12 protein-coding genes and 1 pseudogene are annotated in these 16,526 nt (G+C 68.0%); 5 read left to right on the forward strand and 8 right to left on the reverse strand.

The genetic code is table 11. From position 1 onward, the window contains the following. Positions 1 to 128 precede the first annotated feature (128 nt). Positions 129 to 2,177 (forward strand): APC family permease, encoded by a 2,049-nt coding sequence (locus B446_RS27625; protein ID WP_043479200.1) that lies wholly within the window; start codon positions 129 to 131, stop codon positions 2,175 to 2,177. A gap of 140 nt (positions 2,178 to 2,317) precedes the next feature. Further along, on the forward strand, positions 2,318 to 3,646 hold the full coding sequence (locus B446_RS27630; RefSeq protein WP_020942719.1) for a class I SAM-dependent RNA methyltransferase: 1,329 nt from the start codon (positions 2,318 to 2,320) through the stop codon (positions 3,644 to 3,646). Positions 3,647 to 3,881: 235 nt separating this feature from the next. Here the strand turns inward: B446_RS27630 and B446_RS27635 are convergent, their stop codons facing one another. After that, entirely contained in the window at positions 3,882 to 4,385 is a 504-nt protein-coding gene (locus tag B446_RS27635; RefSeq protein ID WP_234967562.1) for a hypothetical protein, read from the reverse strand. A 481-nt stretch (positions 4,386 to 4,866) separates the two neighbouring features. On the opposite strand from B446_RS27635, the pseudogene B446_RS39960 reads away from it, so the two are divergent. From B446_RS39960 to B446_RS27645, 3 genes and pseudogenes are all read left to right on the forward strand, one after another. Then, a pseudogene (locus tag B446_RS39960) lies at positions 4,867 to 4,991 on the forward strand (AAA family ATPase); the annotation flags it as partial. 513 nt (positions 4,992 to 5,504) lie between these two features. Further along, a complete protein-coding gene (locus tag B446_RS27640) occupies positions 5,505 to 8,036 on the forward strand; it encodes a hypothetical protein (protein WP_020942722.1) in 2,532 nt (843 codons plus the stop codon). Between the two features lie 607 nt (positions 8,037 to 8,643). After that, complete coding sequence (locus tag B446_RS27645; RefSeq protein WP_020942723.1) at positions 8,644 to 10,146, forward strand: hypothetical protein; 1,503 nt, start codon at positions 8,644 to 8,646, stop codon at positions 10,144 to 10,146. Between the two features lie 70 nt (positions 10,147 to 10,216). On the opposite strand, the gene B446_RS27650 is transcribed toward B446_RS27645, so the two are convergent. The 7 genes from B446_RS27650 to B446_RS27675 all read right to left on the reverse strand — a co-directional run bounded on the left by B446_RS27650 (position 10,217) and on the right by B446_RS27675 (position 16,474). Continuing rightward, positions 10,217 to 10,645 (reverse strand): hypothetical protein, encoded by a 429-nt coding sequence (locus B446_RS27650; RefSeq protein WP_020942724.1) that lies wholly within the window; start codon positions 10,643 to 10,645, stop codon positions 10,217 to 10,219. A gap of 318 nt (positions 10,646 to 10,963) precedes the next feature. Beyond that, positions 10,964 to 11,854: an aKG-HExxH-type peptide beta-hydroxylase gene (locus tag B446_RS27655; protein WP_020942725.1), complete on the reverse strand. Its 891-nt coding sequence runs from the start codon at positions 11,852 to 11,854 to the stop codon at positions 10,964 to 10,966. 56 nt (positions 11,855 to 11,910) lie between these two features. Next, positions 11,911 to 12,072 (reverse strand): hypothetical protein, encoded by a 162-nt coding sequence (locus B446_RS39295; protein ID WP_158506780.1) that lies wholly within the window; start codon positions 12,070 to 12,072, stop codon positions 11,911 to 11,913. Between the two features lie 90 nt (positions 12,073 to 12,162). Beyond that, positions 12,163 to 12,882 (reverse strand): 2OG-Fe(II) oxygenase, encoded by a 720-nt coding sequence (locus B446_RS27660; protein WP_020942726.1) that lies wholly within the window; start codon positions 12,880 to 12,882, stop codon positions 12,163 to 12,165. Beyond that, positions 12,879 to 14,738, reverse strand: a complete 1,860-nt coding sequence (locus B446_RS27665) for a radical SAM/SPASM domain-containing protein (RefSeq protein ID WP_020942727.1) — start codon at positions 14,736 to 14,738, stop codon at positions 12,879 to 12,881. Before B446_RS27665 ends, B446_RS27660 begins: the two co-directional genes overlap by 4 nt. A gap of 30 nt (positions 14,739 to 14,768) precedes the next feature. After that, entirely contained in the window at positions 14,769 to 15,635 is an 867-nt protein-coding gene (locus B446_RS39300; protein WP_020942728.1) for a hypothetical protein, read from the reverse strand. After that, positions 15,632 to 16,474 (reverse strand): NAD(P)-dependent oxidoreductase, encoded by an 843-nt coding sequence (locus B446_RS27675; protein WP_020942729.1) that lies wholly within the window; start codon positions 16,472 to 16,474, stop codon positions 15,632 to 15,634. Before B446_RS27675 ends, B446_RS39300 begins: the two co-directional genes overlap by 4 nt. Positions 16,475 to 16,526: the final 52 nt, after the last annotated feature.

Raw genomic sequence — 16,526 nt, forward strand, 5'->3', positions numbered from 1 at the left:
GCCATCTAGGCACGCGGAGCGCGCGAAGCACGGAATCCGCAGTTCCGAGCCCCCGTGAGTTCACTCGTGAGGCAGAACCGGGATGCCGGGTGGGCGGCAACGTGTTCGACGCCCTACGATCCTCTGTCGTGTCCAAACTGACCGACGTGCCCAAACGGATTCTGATCGGGCGCGCACTGCGCAGTGACCGGCTGGGCGAGACGCTCCTGCCGAAGCGCATCGCACTCCCTGTCTTCGCCTCCGACCCGCTGTCCTCCGTCGCCTACGCGCCGGGGGAGGTTCTGCTGGTCCTGTCCATCGCGGGCGTGTCGGCGTACCACTTCAGCCCCTGGATCGCCGTCGCGGTCGTCGTGCTGATGTTCACGGTCGTCGCCTCCTACCGGCAGAACGTGCACGCCTACCCGAGCGGCGGTGGCGACTACGAGGTCGCCACCACCAACCTCGGGCCCAAGGCCGGCCTCACCGTGGCCAGCGCGCTGCTCGTCGACTACGTCCTGACCGTCGCGGTCTCCATCGCCTCCGGCATCGAGAACCTCGGCTCCGCGGTCCCGTTCGTGGTGCAGCACAAGGTGCTGTGCGCGACGGCCGTGATCATCCTGCTGACCCTGATGAACCTGCGGGGCGTGAAGGAGTCGGGCAAGCTCTTCGCGATCCCGACCTACGTGTTCGTCGGCGGCGTCTTCGTCATGATCGCGTGGGGCGCGTTCCGCGGCCTGGTCCTCGGCGACACCATGCACGCGCCGACGGCCGACTACCACATCAAGGCCGAGCACCAGGGCCTCGCGGGCTTCGCGCTCGTCTTCCTGCTCCTGCGTGCCTTCTCCTCCGGCTGTGCCGCCCTGACGGGCGTGGAGGCCATCTCCAACGGCGTCCCGGCCTTCCGCAAGCCCAAGTCGAAGAACGCGGCGACCACGCTCGCCATGATGGGCCTGCTGGCCGTCACGATGTTCTGCGGCATCATCGCCCTCGCCATGTCGACGAACGTCCGCATGGCCGAGCACCCCGCCACCGACCTGATCCACAACGGAAAGCCGGTCGGCTCCGGCTACGTCCAGAACCCGGTGATCTCCCAGGTCGCCGAGGCGGTCTTCGGCAAGGGCAGCTTCCTGTTCGTGCTGCTGGCCGCCGCCACCGCCCTGGTGCTGTTCCTCGCGGCGAACACGGCGTACAACGGCTTCCCGCTGCTCGGCTCGATCCTCGCCCAGGACCGCTACCTGCCCCGCCAGCTCCACACCCGCGGCGACCGCCTCGCCTTCTCCAACGGCATCGTGCTGCTGGCCGGCGCGGCGACCCTGCTCGTGGTCATCTACGGCGCGGACTCCACCCGGCTGATCCAGCTCTACATCGTCGGCGTGTTCGTGTCCTTCACCCTCAGCCAGACCGGCATGGTCCGGCACTGGAACCGCCACCTCGCGGTCGAGAAGGACGCGGCCAAGCGCAGCCACATGATCCGCTCCCGCGCGATCAACGCCTTCGGCGCCTTCTTCACCGGCCTGGTGCTCGTCGTCGTCCTGGTCACCAAGTTCACGCACGGCGCCTGGGTCGCCCTGCTGGGCATGTGCATCTTCTACGCGACCATGACGGCGATCCGTAAGCACTACGACCGCGTCGCCGAGGAGATCGCGGCCCCCGAGGGCCCGAGCGACGACAGCGTCCGGCCCTCCCGGGTGCACTCCGTCGTGCTGATCTCCAAGATCCACCGCCCCACCCTGCGCGCCATGGCCTACGCCAAGCTGATGCGCTCGGACACCCTGGAGGCGCTCACCGTCAACGTCGACCCGGCGGAGACCAAGGCGCTGCGCGAGGAGTGGGAGCGGCGCGGCATCGACGTACCGCTGAAGGTCCTCGACTCGCCGTACCGCGAGATCACGCGGCCGATCATCGAGTACGTCAAGGGCCTGCGCAAGGAGTCCCCGCGCGACGCCGTCTCCGTGATCATCCCCGAGTACGTGGTCGGCCACTGGTACGAGCACCTGCTGCACAACCAGAGCGCCCTGCGGCTCAAGGGACGCCTGCTGTTCACGCCGGGCGTCATGGTGACCTCGGTGCCCTACCAGCTCCAGTCCTCCGAGGCGGCCAAGCTGCGCGCCCGCAGGCGCCAGGAGTGGAACGCGCCCGGCGCGGTCCGGCGCGGCCCGGCGGTGGAACGGCCGAAGGAGTCCGCGGCCAAGGACTGAGGCACGGGTCCCGGGCCCCGGACGCGAGCGCGGGACCGGGGCGCGTGAGCGAGGCCGTAGACTGGTGGGCTGTTGTCAGGCCCGCCGGTCCGCGGCCTCTTCCGTTGCCGCGGTCCCTCCCGATCTGGAGTCACCCCACCATGCAGGCAGAACCGACCAAGTCTCTGGTGGGCGAGGAGTACGAGGTCGAGATCGGCCCCGTCGCCCACGGCGGCCACTGCATCGCCCGCACCGCCGAGGGCCAGGTGCTCTTCGTCCGGCACACCCTGCCCGGCGAACGGGTGGTGGCCCGGGTGACCGAGGGCGAGGAGGGTGCACGCTTCCTGCGCGCCGACGCCGTACAGATCCTCGAGGCGTCCAAGGACCGCATCGAGGCCCCCTGCCCCTACGCCGGCCCTGGCCGCTGCGGCGGCTGCGACTGGCAGCACGCCAAGCCCGGCGCCCAGCGCCGCCTCAAGGGCGAGGTGATCGCCGAGCAGCTCAAGCGGCTCGCGGGCCTCACCCCCGAGGAAGCGGGCTGGGACGGCACGGTGCTGCCCGCCGAGGGGGACAAGCTGCCCGCCGGCGAGGTGCCGCAGTGGCGCACCCGCGTGCAGTACGCCGTGGACGCCGACGGCAACGCCGGACTGCGCCGCCACCGCTCGCACGAGGTCGAGCCGATCGACCACTGCATGATCGCCGCGCCCGGCGTCAGCGAGCTGGGCATCGAGGACCGGGACTGGGCCGGCATGGCCGCCGTCGACGCGATCGCCGCCACCGGCTCCCAGGACCGCATGGTCATCCTGGAGCCCCGCCCCGGCGCGCGGCTGCCGCTCGTCGAGCTCGACCGGCCCGTCTCCGTGATGCGGGTCGACGAGAAGGACGGCGGCATCCACCGCGTCCACGGCCGCGCGTTCGTCCGCGAGCGCGCCGACGACCGCACCTACCGCGTCGGCAGCGGCGGCTTCTGGCAGGTCCACCCGAAGGCGGCCGACACCCTGGTCAAGGCCGTGATGCAGGGCCTGCTGCCGCGCAAGGGCGAGATGGCCCTCGACCTCTACTGCGGCGTCGGCCTCTTCGCCGGCGCCCTGGCCGACCGCCTCGGCGAGAAGGGCGCGGTCCTCGGCATCGAGTCCGGCAAGCGCGCGGTGGAGGACGCCCGGCACAACCTGGCCGACTTCCCCCGGGTCCGGATCGAGCAGGGCAAGGTCGAGTCGGTCCTCCCGCGCACCGGCATCACCGAGGTCGACCTGATCGTCCTGGACCCGCCTCGCGCCGGAGCCGGCCGCAAGACGGTGGAACACCTGGCGTCCCTGGGCGCCCGCCGCATCGCCTACGTCGCCTGCGACCCGGCCGCCCTCGCCCGCGACCTGGGGTACTTCCGCGACGGCGGCTACCGGGTGCGGACGCTGCGGGCGTTCGACCTGTTCCCGATGACGCATCACGTGGAGTGCGTGGCGATTCTGGAGCCGGTCGCGAAGGGCTCCTGACCTGGGGCTTGGTGCGTGCGCATTATGTGCAGTGTGGGCGTTACGGGCGATATCTTGACGCTGAAATGACGCTTGTGACGCTCATTTGACGCTCGTTCTGATGGAGTGTCAGGTGATGAGTAGTGCGTCGGTCCATCAGGATGCCGAAGGGCGGAGGGCTCCTTCTGCCAGAGCCCGCGGCTCTCAGGTGTGCCCCCGGCCCAAGCTCACTTCTCGGTGTTTCGAAAGTGCTCGCTCAGGAACTGAGGCTCTTGCGGCGGGCACGGAACGTGTACGTGGTGCCGTTCGCGTCCGTGTGGTAACCCCAGCCGCCAGTGACCGCCAGGTCCCAACCGTGTTGCTCTCTCATTTGCGCGGCGAAGGTGCGACGGTCCTTGACGGAACATCCGCAGGCGAGGCGTAGGTCAATGCTCACGTACTGGCTGCGGGGATTCTGCTCACCGTCCGCCAGGCTCCAGTGGACGTCGTGGACGTGGTCGGCAAGGCCGGTTCGCTCCTCGTCGTGGACGATGCCGTGTGCCCGCGCGAACTCGTCCAGGTCATCGATGGCGAAGAGGTCGCTTCGCCACTGTCCGGGCCAGACCGCGAAGAGGCGGGATGCTCCAGCGACTGCGCGTTGATGGGCGTCGGGTCCCGCGCCCTGGGTGACTCGGCCGTCCTCGTGGACTTCGATGTAGCACGTGGTGTCCAGCGTGTACGGGAAGTCCTTCCCAGCGGCGGCAGCGCTTCTCGGTTCCATGGCCCCCATCCCGCGGTGATCGTGAGGCCACGTTACGGCAGGGCGCGGGGCGGCGCTGCGGCCTTCCGGAGTTTTGCCAGCGGGCCGCCGTACGCCGCGGCGGCCTGGCGCGAATTAGGGCACGCGAAGGGCGCAGAGGTCCGAAAAGGTTTAGATGAGCAACGAACTCCAGGCTGCTGACGTCGAGTTCCACGCTGTGACGGGTGACGAGAATCGAACCCGTGCTCTCAGCTTTGGAAGCGACGGCGGTTGGGCGGGGGCTATGTCTCTGACCTGGGCAGACGTCATCTCTCCGGGGTGGTCGGGCGGTCTGTTCGCGCCGCTGTTGACCGTGGTTTTCCGCTCTTAAGGGCACGCTGAGGGCACGGCGTCCTGGATCGGCGGAACATTCCGTGAGCGCGATGGCCGAAGTGCCGGGATTGGCTCGCTCCGCTGCCTGGACCAGAAGCCCCGTCGCGAGTGCACACGCCGTCTTGGCGGGGAGCCCTTCAGCGGCTGGACGATAACCTTCACCGACCCCAACTCTGCGCTGCCATCGTCGACAGCCTGACCTTCAACGGCGCGATCATCCAGACCGGCACCAAGTCCTACCGCTTCGCCCGTTGAGGAGCCGCCTGGCTGTAGCTGCCGTGGCTGCTGCGGCCGATTGCTGACCTCTTGACCAAGGGTGCACCGAAGACCGTCTGCCCAAGTCCGTGGGCGTTCGCACCGCGCAACAGCTCCGGCATCATTACCGCGCTTATCCCAACAGCCATGCTTAGCCAGGAAATTACTAGGTACCTCACCCGATTGGGTGAATGCTGTCGAGGTGAATGGGCGCAGCTGGACACTCCGGTGGCAGAGTCCACCACGCACGTCGGTGGTCTATCGCTGGCGTCCGCCTCATGCCGCCGTCGGCGGAGCAGGAAACCAGTCGAGAGATCCCCAGGCCCACGGTGCCGTTCGGGTTGATCCTTCTGCGGGCGTCGGCAACTGGACCGTACGAAGCGGAACACGCCGAACAACCAGGGTTGTCGGTTTGCGTCCCGCTGCCGCGAGGCTTCGCCTCGGGTGCGTGTCACGCGCCCGGCGGACGGATGCGTGCTGTCACCCAGCTGCGGCTGTGAGAAGGACTACTCCATGGCAACCAAGCGGCCTGACGGCATCTACCCCTACATCGGCACCGATACATGGGGAGAGCGACTCGCGGACGCCGTCGAGAACACCTGTGAGCAGGCGGGCGTGATCCCGCCCCCGCGTTCCGCGATCACCGAGGGCATCGCTACTGCCCTCGGCGACACCGAGATCAAGAAGATCGTTGTCACCTCTCGTGGCAAGAAGGTCCTCACCCCCTCCGCTTGGCGCGAGGTCAACTCGGGTGACGACAAGGTCCTGTTGCTCATCTGCGACGTCCACGGTGCAGCCGTGGTCCCCTGGGACCTCAACGACCGCACTGTCAGTTCCTGGGCTCCGCCCAGCCCGGAAGCCACCCAGCGCGTCGTTGAACTCGTGGCGGCTGAAGCCGACTTGGAGAACGCGGAGAAGGCCAAGAAGCTCGCCGAGAAGGAGTGTGACGCCCGGCGACGCGCACCCGGTGATGATCCGCACGCCGCTGCGGCCCTCGCCGCGGCGCAGGAGAAGTACGTGCATGCCAGCAAGCGGGTGCGGGAGGCTGAGCGCACGAAAGCCGCCTTGCTTTCCGCACTTGGCCAGCGCCGGCCGCGTCCGGTAGTTCACGCGGCAGAGGAAGACGGCGAGCCCAAGACCGCCCTCGTCCTGGCCGAGCAGCAGTACGAGGTGGCAGTTCATGTTCACCGCTACGCCGTGGAGAACCTGCGGCGCTCCGGCAAGACCCGCGGCTACGACCTCGCCGAGTCCCTGGTCACCGCCGGTCAGCTGACGCGTGGCATGAGCGTTCTCCAGCAGTGGCAAGTTACCAACCCTGATGGCAGTACCTCCCGGCTGTGGCGGATGGTCGCAGTGACTGCCAATAACCGCGCCCTGGCCCGACTCGATGTATTCGGTCTGCGCTCAGAGCACCTGGTGACCGGGATGCCCCAGTCCGCTGTGCCGCTTTCCAAGGGGCCGAACGACCCCACCGTGCTGCTGCTCAGCCAGCGGGAGATCCTTAACCGCGTCTCGCATGGCTTCAACGAGGACAGTGCCGCAGATGCGACGGAGCCGGACCACAAGGCGCTGCGCGCAATGAAGATCGCCACCGTGCCGGCCGAGATTGTCATCGGCTGCAGCAAGCCTGCCGCGCTGGAGCACGTGCTGCGGGCGTTGAACGTCAACGACCACCTGCGCGGTATCCAGCCGTACGACGAGGATGCGCGCCTGATCGCCTTGTTTGCCACGCTCGTGGACACCTATGCCAAGGAGGGCAAGCTGGGACCGATCCTTGCGGACGCCTTCCCCACCGCCCAGGGGGCTGATCTGCTGGACCTGGGCGGCGTGCGCGACGCCCTCACCGCAAACGGTTCCCTCGACCCGCTGGCTCCCCTGCTGCCTGCCGACGAGAAGGTCTCGCCGGTCACCTTGCGGGACATCGCCATCCGTGCCATCACCACCCTCGTCTTCCCGGACGTACCCCCCGCCGGTCCGGAGACCGGCAAACGTCAGGTTCGGGACACCGGACCCTACTGGCCCATCGTGAAGGCCGCCCTGCAGGAAGCCCCGTGGAGCCAGATCCGGGCCAAGACCGCAGAGGCCCGTACCAGGCTCTGGTCCGCTGCTATCGCACAGATGTTTCTGCATCGCGCCAACATTCTCTCCGCGCTCGGCCTGTTCGGCGTGCCCGAAGTCAAGGACGGCTCCGGGCAGGATCCGAGGCCGCTAAAGGAACTGCTTCTCGGCGCCGAGGCTGGAGATGCCACCGCGTGGGCGGCACTGGTGCGGCGGATGGCACCCGCACTGATCCACACTCCCGAACCGCTGATCACCCCCGGTCAGGGCAGTGAGGCGGGAGCGGGGCGCAAGGGCGTCCGTCGTACCCCGACGAATGCCCTTGCGGCCCTGACGCTCGCTTACACCGAGAATGCGCCAGGCGTCAGCAGGGAGCTTCTGCTCGCGTTCGCCCGGTCCGTGCTGCAGCACCCAGACGCGACCCAGGCGCCCGAAGCGCCCGGCGGCGGACGGCTTGTCTGCTACGGCGAGAGCCTCTGGAGTGAGGAGGACCAGACCCCGATCGTGCCCGGGATGGTGCTCGCTCCTGACATCAATGGTGAAGCCACCTCTTTCGTCGCCGACAAGGCGTGGTTCGATCACCTCTTCCCGGCGGAACTGGGCCGTGCCTCACGGACTGGTGCCTCTGGTAGCAACGCCGGCGACGGGGGGAGCGACTCTGAGAGCACCAACCAGTCGGATGGCGCCACGACCATCCATGGGCAGGTACCACCATCCGACCCGCGAGACCGGCTGGCCGAACTCCGACGGGAGCTGCCGGCCCGGATCGAGCTGGCCGAAGGCATCTACCAGCGTGCCGTCGAGGCGGCCAACGCTCTCCTGGTCGACTTCGATGAAGCGAGCCGCCTGCGCTCCCAGTTGGGCGAGGAGCCATTGCCTGCCGACCAAAGGATCCAGTGGATGGAACGCCTGGCGTCCGCCCGTAAGACGGCTCAGGACAGTGCGACGGTGCTGAGCCAGGTGGAGGCCCTCATCCTGCAGGTGTAGGGGCTGCTCGATCCTGGAACAGACCGACTTGAAGTGGTGCTCGACTGACGGCCGTGCACCAACCACTGGGGTTGGTGCACGGAACCCAAGGCGTCACCGTCCATCGTGGTCCGCCCAGATCCAGCCAGGGCAACTGAGACCCAAACAGAGACCACGGCACGACGATGGCCCCGCCCGAAATCCGGTTGGGGCCTTCGTTTGCCCAGGTGGGCTGCGGCGGAGGATACGAGATTCGAACTCGTGAGGGGTTGCCCCTACACGCTTTCCAAAGGTTCGTACGGGGGTCCGGCGGCGGCCGTAGGGGTTCTGACCTGCGGCGGAGCGTTCAGGATGGCCCCGCCCGGACAGGGCCGAACGAGGCCGAATGAGACCAGAACTGAGACCAGCCGCTGGCTGGCTCTGCGGTTCGAACTCGCCGAGCCGTCTCGTTGGCTCGCCCTTCGGCGCGCTGAGGTAGAAGCCGCCTGCTACTCCACAGTCTCTTCGAGCGGCCTTGCCTTATTGCCAGGCCGGCATGCTTCGGGCCGCCTCGAACGCCCTTTGTACGTAAGGTAGATGGTGTTTACTGCCTGTCAGGTGGGCTGGTCACGGGCGTGAGGATGAGCGGATGGCAGCAGCGGAGCAAGTCGGGAGCGGAGAGGCCGCCTTCTCGAAAGCGTCTGATGTCAAAAACGACCTCTCCGGGCAGGTGGCTGGCCCGGCCATCCAAGCCGGGGCGATCCATGGCGATGTGAACATCACCATGACGGGCCTACCTTCGGTGGCCGAGGCTCCCGACCAGGCTCTTGCCGAGGAACTGCGCAAGTCGTCACAGATCTGGCGAGCCCGGTTCTCCAGTGTCGACTTGGTCAACTTGCCACGGATGGCGATGCTCGCGCAGAGCAACGCGGTGGCAGCCGCGGCAAGAAAAGCCGGACTCGACAGTACGAGGCCGTTTCGTGGCCAGGGGATGGCACCAGGGGAGTTTGTCCGGATCGTTCGCCCCTTATTCGAGACATGGGACGCGGAGGCGGTGGCGCTCTGTGAACACACGGCAGACAAGGTGCATCGTGGCCTTCTGGTCTCTTTCGAAAGCGCCATGCGCTGCAGCAATCCGCCCGAGGTTCCGCTGAGAGAGCCGACTGGAGTCCTGACCAAAGATCCCCACCTCGTCTTCTCCGTCGGGGCAAGGAAGGTGGTCATCACCTTTGACCCGCGTTGGCTGACGACGTCGACCGCTACTACAACGCTCCATGACGCTGCTCAGGAGGCGCTGGTCTTCTCGGGTATCGGAACGGTCGCGTCGGTATCGGAAGGAGGTCAGATTCGCATCTCCGCGCTTGTTTTCGGGCAGCCGGAGACCATGCTGCAGGCTCAGTTTGAGTATGTAAAGAAATCCGTTATTCCGGAGCCGCCCGGTTTGGCGGCGGCGGACTTTCGTAACGAACTGTCTAGTTTGGAAATATCGGAGCCCTCCAGGAGGCAATTTCGGGAAAGAGGAACTGTGGGCCGAAAGAACATCGCTCTGCTATTTGATGAAGACAAGGTGCTGCCCGGGCAGATCGACCAGGATGTGCTGACCCAGGTTTCTCGGGTTGTCCCCGAGTATCGACGCGATCTGGGTGTAGCCATCGCGAGTCTGTTCTTCAACGATAGAGGTGTCGCGGTTGTTGATCTCGCTGCCCATTTCCTTGCTCGGGAGCCCGCACTCTGGAAGTCCCTCACGGTGCCCGGACTTACTGCTCTGATCAAGACCTGCAACCTCGCGGTGGCTACCGTTTCTGGGGTCAGTGACGAGCAGGCGGAGGATCTGCATGCAGCGATGCATGAAACGGTTGACAGTTATCTCGGATGCGTCGAGGTGGATAGGAGCTTGCCCCTGCATGAGCGGCTTCTTCCGGCACATGATGACTACCATGTCGCCGGTGCTGAATTGCGGCTTGTTTATAGCGCTGCAAGGCGGGCTCTCGACGAGGCTAACGGTGAAGACCTCGAAGCGCCGTTGGATGAATGGCGGCAGAGAGGGCTGTTTCGCACTGTGAAATGGGAAAAAGACTTGGAGCAGTCTGCGGTCGAGGAAAAGGAAGCGGCGATGATTATCGAAGCCTGGCTGAACTCGCAGACTGAATGATCCCACCGAGCTGATCGAGTAGAAACACCCTGTGGTGGCGACGACGTGCCGCTGCGACCTTGGTGAACCCCTATCGATCAGTCCTGGTGCGCGTCATGTTGAAGGTGAGGTTTGAGAAATCCCGGCCTTGGAGCACGGGGCCGTTCTGGGTACCGCCGCTGATGCTGTTTTGTACGTCGCCTCTCAAGGAGATGGCCTGTGCCTGCTGCCACCACTCATTGAGTAGCCCACGGAACTCTCCATCCAGGGCCGCTCGCACGCCGAGACACGTGGCCAGCGCCTGCGCGTGCATGGGGTTGGCAGGATCTCTCTCCAGTGCGGCGGCTTCCAGTTCGCCGGAGCTGACCTGGAGTGTCCCGTCGTCTTGTGTTCCCTGTGCCGAGGCTCCCCCAAACGGGCGTCGCACCAGCGCGGTGAGTCCTTGCCACACCTGGCGCCCGGCTTCGCTGCCGAGACTGCCGGCGAGCGCAGCGAGGGCCGCTGCGGTGATCGGGTCCATGCTGGAACTCCCTTCGGTGATGGATCCCACCTTAGGCGTGCCTTACAGCCTCCCGAAGGTGTTCTCAGCGAATCGCTGATCGTGGAGATCACGCCGCCCACGATGAGCCGGCCCCGTGCCCTTACCTCTACGACGTTCCGCTGCTCACATTCGGCTGACCGGCAAGAGCCGACGGAGCCAGGGGTGGGCGGGCGCGATCGCTATGATCGCGTCCGGCAGCCAGGCGAGTGCCGCAGCGTCGAGGACCAAGACTCCTACCGTGAGCGCTTTGGCGGTGCCAAGACCACCTGACCGAGCTTGCCGCCCCCGTGCCGGATGCTACGGAGGACCTACGACCTTGCCGACTGCCCGGCCGATGCGTTCACGGATTTCGTTTGCCGGCACGTACGCGAGGGCCTGATCCAAGCACTCGGCAGTGGCAGCGAACTGGATCGCCTGCTGGCGCAGGTGGGCGTCGAGGAAGGGTACGACGCCGCCTGTGGCGCTGCGCCGTGCTTTCCGTACGTACATCACGGTGAGGGAGAAGGCCCAGCAGGCATGAAGGAAGCCGTATACGGGACGAGGAGTTCCCCGCCAGGGGGAGAAGAAGGTGACGTCGGCGGGGAGGCTCACGTCGTACGCGGCCAGTGCGTCGTTGAGCCAGTTGTGGGCGGCCTCGTGGATCAGGTCACGGGCCAGGACCTCGGGGTGGGCGGTGTAGTCGGTGAAGACGGTGCCCGGGAGACGGGTGAGGGCCCAACTGTGGAGGGTCTCGTCGAGTCGTCGACGGTTGAGCAGGCAGATGACGGGGGCGTGCTGGGTGAGCAGGGTCCCGAAGCCGTGCTCGGTCGCGGAGGCGATCGCGGCACGAACGAGGCCAAGGGCCTCGGGTGGGGCAGGGTTGGTGTCGGGACCGATGAGGTAGTACGCGGTTTCGGAGATCTCCGAGCGGAGCAGGTCCGCGGAACACGGGCTGAGCACGATGTGCGGGCCGGCCGACAGGTGGGTCAGGTCTCGCACCGTCGTACGGCGGTACCAGGCGAGGCGGTCCGCGTCCCGGGCGCGCGCCGCGTGTTCGGCGCCTTCGAGCAGGTGGTGGGCCACGGCGTAGTCGAGGGGGGAAGAGTCGAGGTGGTTGCCGAGAACGGAGGCGATGCGGCTGGTCTGTAGGCGCTGGTGGTCGGCGATGCCACCGAGGGCGACCGGGGCTTCCGGGGAGAGAGCGCTCATCTGGGCTCCGGGGGTGGAACGGGGCCGGACCGGGACGGGCCCGGCCCCGTGGCGGGTCAGGACTCGGTGGTGGGCTCAGCGGCGTCGGGCTGCACCGTGGTGGCCAGCCAGGTTTCGGTGGCCGCGTTGGAGGTGTGCGCTGTGGTGCGCACGGAGTCGCTGTCGCGCAGGGAGGCGACTGCCTCCAGGAACTCGTCGAACGTCTTGTCTTCTGCCACTGTTCGCTCTCTCCTCTGGTCGGGACCGTGGGTCGGGGGGAGGGACGCTGCGGGGCGGGCCGCGGGGGCCGGTCATGGCGGCGAAGCCTCCTACTCGGAGACGAAGAGCGTGAGGAACTTGCGAACGCGGCCGGCGCGGACAGGTTCGGTGCCGTGGACGAGCTGGCTGCCGAAGACCACGAGCGTGCCGGGAGCGGGTGCGACGCTCCATCGGGTGCGGGGCATGGCGTGGAACCAGGGGGAGGACATATCCGTGCCGTCGCGTGCGAAGCGCATTCCCTGGGCGTAACCCGATCCAATCGGCGCCTCGGCGGCGGTCCAGACGGCGTCGCTGCCCGTGGTTTCCACGTAGAACGCGCCGCCGGTGTCGTGGATGTCCGTGAGCGTGACCGTCGCGGCGGCGATCTGGCGGGGACGGGCGAGGGGATCGGGGGCGATGCCGTCGGCATGTGCGGTGATGTACTGGTCGGCGCCGTATTCGAGGTAGATCCACGGTCGGTGGCCGGTGACCGACGGCAGCGTGCGCGTGATCGTGGCCATGTGGAGCTTCAGGGCCTGGTCGAGGAGGGCGGTCGCCTCGTACGGGATCTCGGTCATCTCGATCCGGCCGGCCGGCTCGTAGACGTCCTGCGCCTCGGCGGGGGAGTGACCGGGGATCTCGTGAATGGTGGTGCGGCGGGCCGTGCCGTACCGGTCGCGCACGAGGGAGCCGAGTGTGTCGTCCATGACGAGGCTGAGTCGCTCGATCTCGTCCGGCTTGAGGAAGCCCTCCACAGTACGGATGGACAGAGTCTCGGCGATGTGGATCATTGCCCGCCTCCGCACGCGCAGAAGGTGGAGGGCGGGGCAGAGGCGGCTTCGGCCAGGGCCACCGTGAGTACGTGCACCGCTTGGGCGAGGTCCTCGAAGTACTCGGCCAACGTGGTGCCGGCAGCGGGCACGAGATAGAGGTCGAGCGTCGGATACACCCGGCCGGTGGTGCGGCACGTGAGTTCGCTGCGACCGAGGACCAGCGAACACGCCCCTGGCAGGGAGGACTCGGCTCGGCTGGCGGCATGGCACAGGCGCGCCGCTGTACGCGCGTACTCGGCGCGGTCGCGCGGCAGGATGCCGACCGAAAGGAACCGGGGCTCGGCTCCGTGGAGGTCGGCGTAGGCGTGGCCCTGGCAGCTGTCATAGGTGACGGTGTTCCAGCCTGAGGTGAGCGCGTCGACGACTGGGCGGATGCCGGGCTCGATGCCCTCGTACCACTGGGGATGGTGAGGGTCGAGATCGTCTGCCTCGTGCACGCCAGGGAGGCCGACCGTGTTGATGTTCCCGTTGGCACTGACCTGGAGACGCGCGGGCGAGCGGGGAGCGGTGGGGTCGTCCCAGCGAGCCAGGAAGGCAGAGACGTGGTGCATGTTGTTGGGGCGGACGGGACGCCAGCGCAACCGGGAGCATGCGGCACCGGGCGGAAGGTCTGGCTGGGCGAGGAGGGCGGCGACGCCGTCGATCAGGCGTATGCGGTGGTCGCAGTACGCGTCTTCGTCGCCCGCGGCGGCGAAGCGGACCCGGACCGCCGGGCAGCCCGCGCCGCAGGTGTCGCGGTAGTCGCAGGTCGTGCACTTCGTCACCAGGGAGCGTGCCTGCTGGAGCAAAGCAGAGCCGCCCTGGGCGCTGGCCACGTCCGCCTCGGTGTGGACGTCGCCGAGAGAGGTGAGGCCGGCCTGCGGCCAGGGCAGCTCGTCACAGCTTCCCAGGCGGCCATCGGGATAGAGGGTGAGGACATGGTCGCACTTCAAATCGGAGAAGTGACAGGAACGGGTCCCCAGACCCTTCAGACGGCGGATGACGGACACGACGGGCTCCAGCTTGACGCGGCGGAACACGCCGTCAACGACCCAGTGGTGGGCGGCCTCCAACACGAAGTCGGCGTATTGACGAGGCGTGACGGCCCAGGCCGGGCCGGTGGGGCCGATGGCCCTTCGCTGGAGTGCCCGACTGGTCGGCGCACGAGATCCGACGACTGCGGTCGTCCGGGTGACCGCCGCGTCGAAGCACGGCACAAGGCTGACCGTCGTCACGGCGGGAAAGGATGCGAGGTGCTCCATGACCTCGGAGGCCCGGCCGAGGACGTACGGGGTGACGGCGCAGATGACGCCAACGCGGCGTTCCCGACGGCCGAGGAGCTTCAGGGCTTCGACCACTCGCGGGTAGGTGGGGCGGCCGTCGTAGCCCACTCGCCACGAGTTCCCCAGCGCGTCCCCGTCGAGGGAGATGCCGATCTCCAGTTCCGGGTAGTGCCGCTCGAACAGGTCCAGCCAGGAGTCGTCGAGTTGGAGGCCGTTGGTCTGGAGGCTCACGCGGATGACGTTCGGCTGTGTGGCGAGCGCGTCCAGGATCTCCGCGATCCGTTCCCGGCCGGCGGTCAGGGGCTCCCCGCCGTGGAGTTCGACGCTGAGCGGACGCCCGGAGAAGATCGAACCGAGGCGGTGGACCTGTGCCGCGCTGATCCGGGCGCCGCCCGGTGACTCCTTGCGCTTCTCGAAGCAGTACAGGCAGTCGATGTCGCAGGTCTCCCCGCGGAGCTTGAGGATGACGGAGACGGCCGTGTCCGGCCCCGTGCTCGACAGCGGGGCGTAAAGACTCTCCAGGTCGATGGGGGCGGTGCGGGTGACGGGCATCAGAGGACTCCTGAGGAGGAGAGGCGCGGTCTACGCGCCATCGGTGGAGACCGTGGACAGCCACCCGAGAAGCTGTCCGCCGGTGATGGGGAAGTGGACGTCGCCGCGGCGAAGGAACCACCCGTCGGCGTACCGCTGCGGTAGCCAGCCGGAGTCAGGGGCAACCAGGTTGGGAGGCTTCTGCAGCGGGTCGTCGACGGGCCAGCAGCCCAGGAGCGCTCTGGCCACTCGTCGCTGAACGGGGCGGAACCACTCCCACGTCGACGTGTGGGCCGGCTCGATCGGCGGACCGAACGGAGCGCAGGCAAGCAGCGGCAGCCACTTGTCGCCCAGGACCGGATGACCAGCCGCCGCGCACTCAAGCGCGGTGAGGCAGGTCTCCAGCTTCCGGCACACGACTTGGGCGGGTTCGGCCAGACCGTCTTCGACGAGACCGGTCAGGTCTTCGGCGAGACTCGCAGCGACCTCCGCCTGGTCGGCGACCGCCCAGCGTCGGTAGCCCTGGCGCTCCCCGGCATCGAGCACCGGGGCCCAGCGTCCGGAGCCGTACGAGAGAGCGGTGCGCAGACACATGAGGTCGTGCATCGAGGCGCGTACTCGGCGGAACGATCCGAGGTCGTCGCGGCGGACGTCGAAGGAGCGGAGCAGGTGACGGAGTTCCTCCGTCCGCTGCGGCGCCGCCGCCTGGAGGTCGACACGGACGCCGTCCACGATGCGCGACTCCCACGCCGGAAGGTCGCCGTCCACGATGCCGCGCAGGTCGATATCGCTGGCCGCGTGGGCGAAGCCGCAGGCGAGCGCTCCCTCCAGCCAGACCTCACGAGCCAGGCCGGAGACGAGTAGCTCCCGGGCGACTCCGTCAGCGATCTCCCGGCGCAGCTGTGCTGATGGGTTCACCGGCGGCCTCCTTCGATGAGGATCTCGTCGTTGGCGGTGATCTCCCTGAGGAGATCGACGGCCCATCGGTCAAGTGCGCCGCGCACATCGGACCGCTGGGCGCCGATGTGGGGCGAGGCCAGGAGGTTGAGCGGCACCGTGGAGCCGGTGAGGAGCGGCAGGTGCTCCCGCTCGACCGGGTCGAGTGCGAGGCCCGAGAGTCCGCCGTCCGCCAACGCCCGCAGACAGGCGGCGACATCGAGGGTCTCCAGCCGCCCGGCGCAGATCAGCAGGGGCTGCTGCGGAGCGACGCGTGCCAGGAATTCCTCGCCGATGAACTGCCGGGTCGTGGCACGCAGTGGCAGGGCGACCACATGCAACTGCGACTGCTCCATGAGCGCCGCCTGCGACACCTCCCGCAGGCCGGGGGGATTCGACGGCCATGCGGCGTAGGCCGTGCGTGCTACATGTGGGGCGAGGGCCCGGCCGGCGGCCAGCCCCACCGGACCCGCGCCCCAGACACCCGCGGCCAGGGGGCCGAGTGAGACACCCATGCACGCCTCTTTCTCGTGGCAGCCGAGCATGAGCGCGTGCTGCCCCAGAGGGATTCGCCGGGCCAGGCCGAGAGCAGCGGCGAGGACCCACTCGCCCACGGCGGCCGCCCCGGCCTCGGCGTTGCGGTGCAGCGTGATCCCACGGCGTCGGAGTGCGCTCACGTCGATGTGGTCGATGCCGGAGCCGGTCCGTACGACGTGCCGCAGGCCAGGAAGTGCGTCGAGCTCCCGCTGTCCGAGTCGGACACCGGAACGCAGGACGACCACGGCCGCGTCGGCTGGCAGCGGCCGGTTCAGGTCCAGCAAATAGTGCACGGGGACGGCTGGCAGCGCGCGGCGGATCGCACCCGCATCCGCC

The organism is Streptomyces collinus Tu 365, assembly GCF_000444875.1.
GTDB lineage: Bacteria > Actinomycetota > Actinomycetes > Streptomycetales > Streptomycetaceae > Streptomyces > Streptomyces collinus_A.

Bases quoted from the DNA above. Each gene is read 5' to 3' on its own strand.
- B446_RS27630 (WP_020942719.1), top strand. From the start codon at position 2,318: ATGCAGGCAGAACCGACCAAGTCTCTGGTGGGCGAGGAGTACGAGGTC.
- B446_RS27635 (WP_234967562.1), bottom strand. From the start codon at position 4,385: ATGGAACCGAGAAGCGCTGCCGCCGCTGGGAAGGACTTCCCGTACACG.
- B446_RS27640 (WP_020942722.1), top strand. From the start codon at position 5,505: ATGGCAACCAAGCGGCCTGACGGCATCTACCCCTACATCGGCACCGAT.
- B446_RS27645 (WP_020942723.1), top strand. From the start codon at position 8,644: ATGGCAGCAGCGGAGCAAGTCGGGAGCGGAGAGGCCGCCTTCTCGAAA.
- B446_RS27650 (WP_020942724.1), bottom strand. From the start codon at position 10,645: ATGGACCCGATCACCGCAGCGGCCCTCGCTGCGCTCGCCGGCAGTCTC.
- B446_RS27655 (WP_020942725.1), bottom strand. From the start codon at position 11,854: ATGAGCGCTCTCTCCCCGGAAGCCCCGGTCGCCCTCGGTGGCATCGCC.
- B446_RS27660 (WP_020942726.1), bottom strand. From the start codon at position 12,882: ATGATCCACATCGCCGAGACTCTGTCCATCCGTACTGTGGAGGGCTTC.
- B446_RS27665 (WP_020942727.1), bottom strand. From the start codon at position 14,738: ATGCCCGTCACCCGCACCGCCCCCATCGACCTGGAGAGTCTTTACGCC.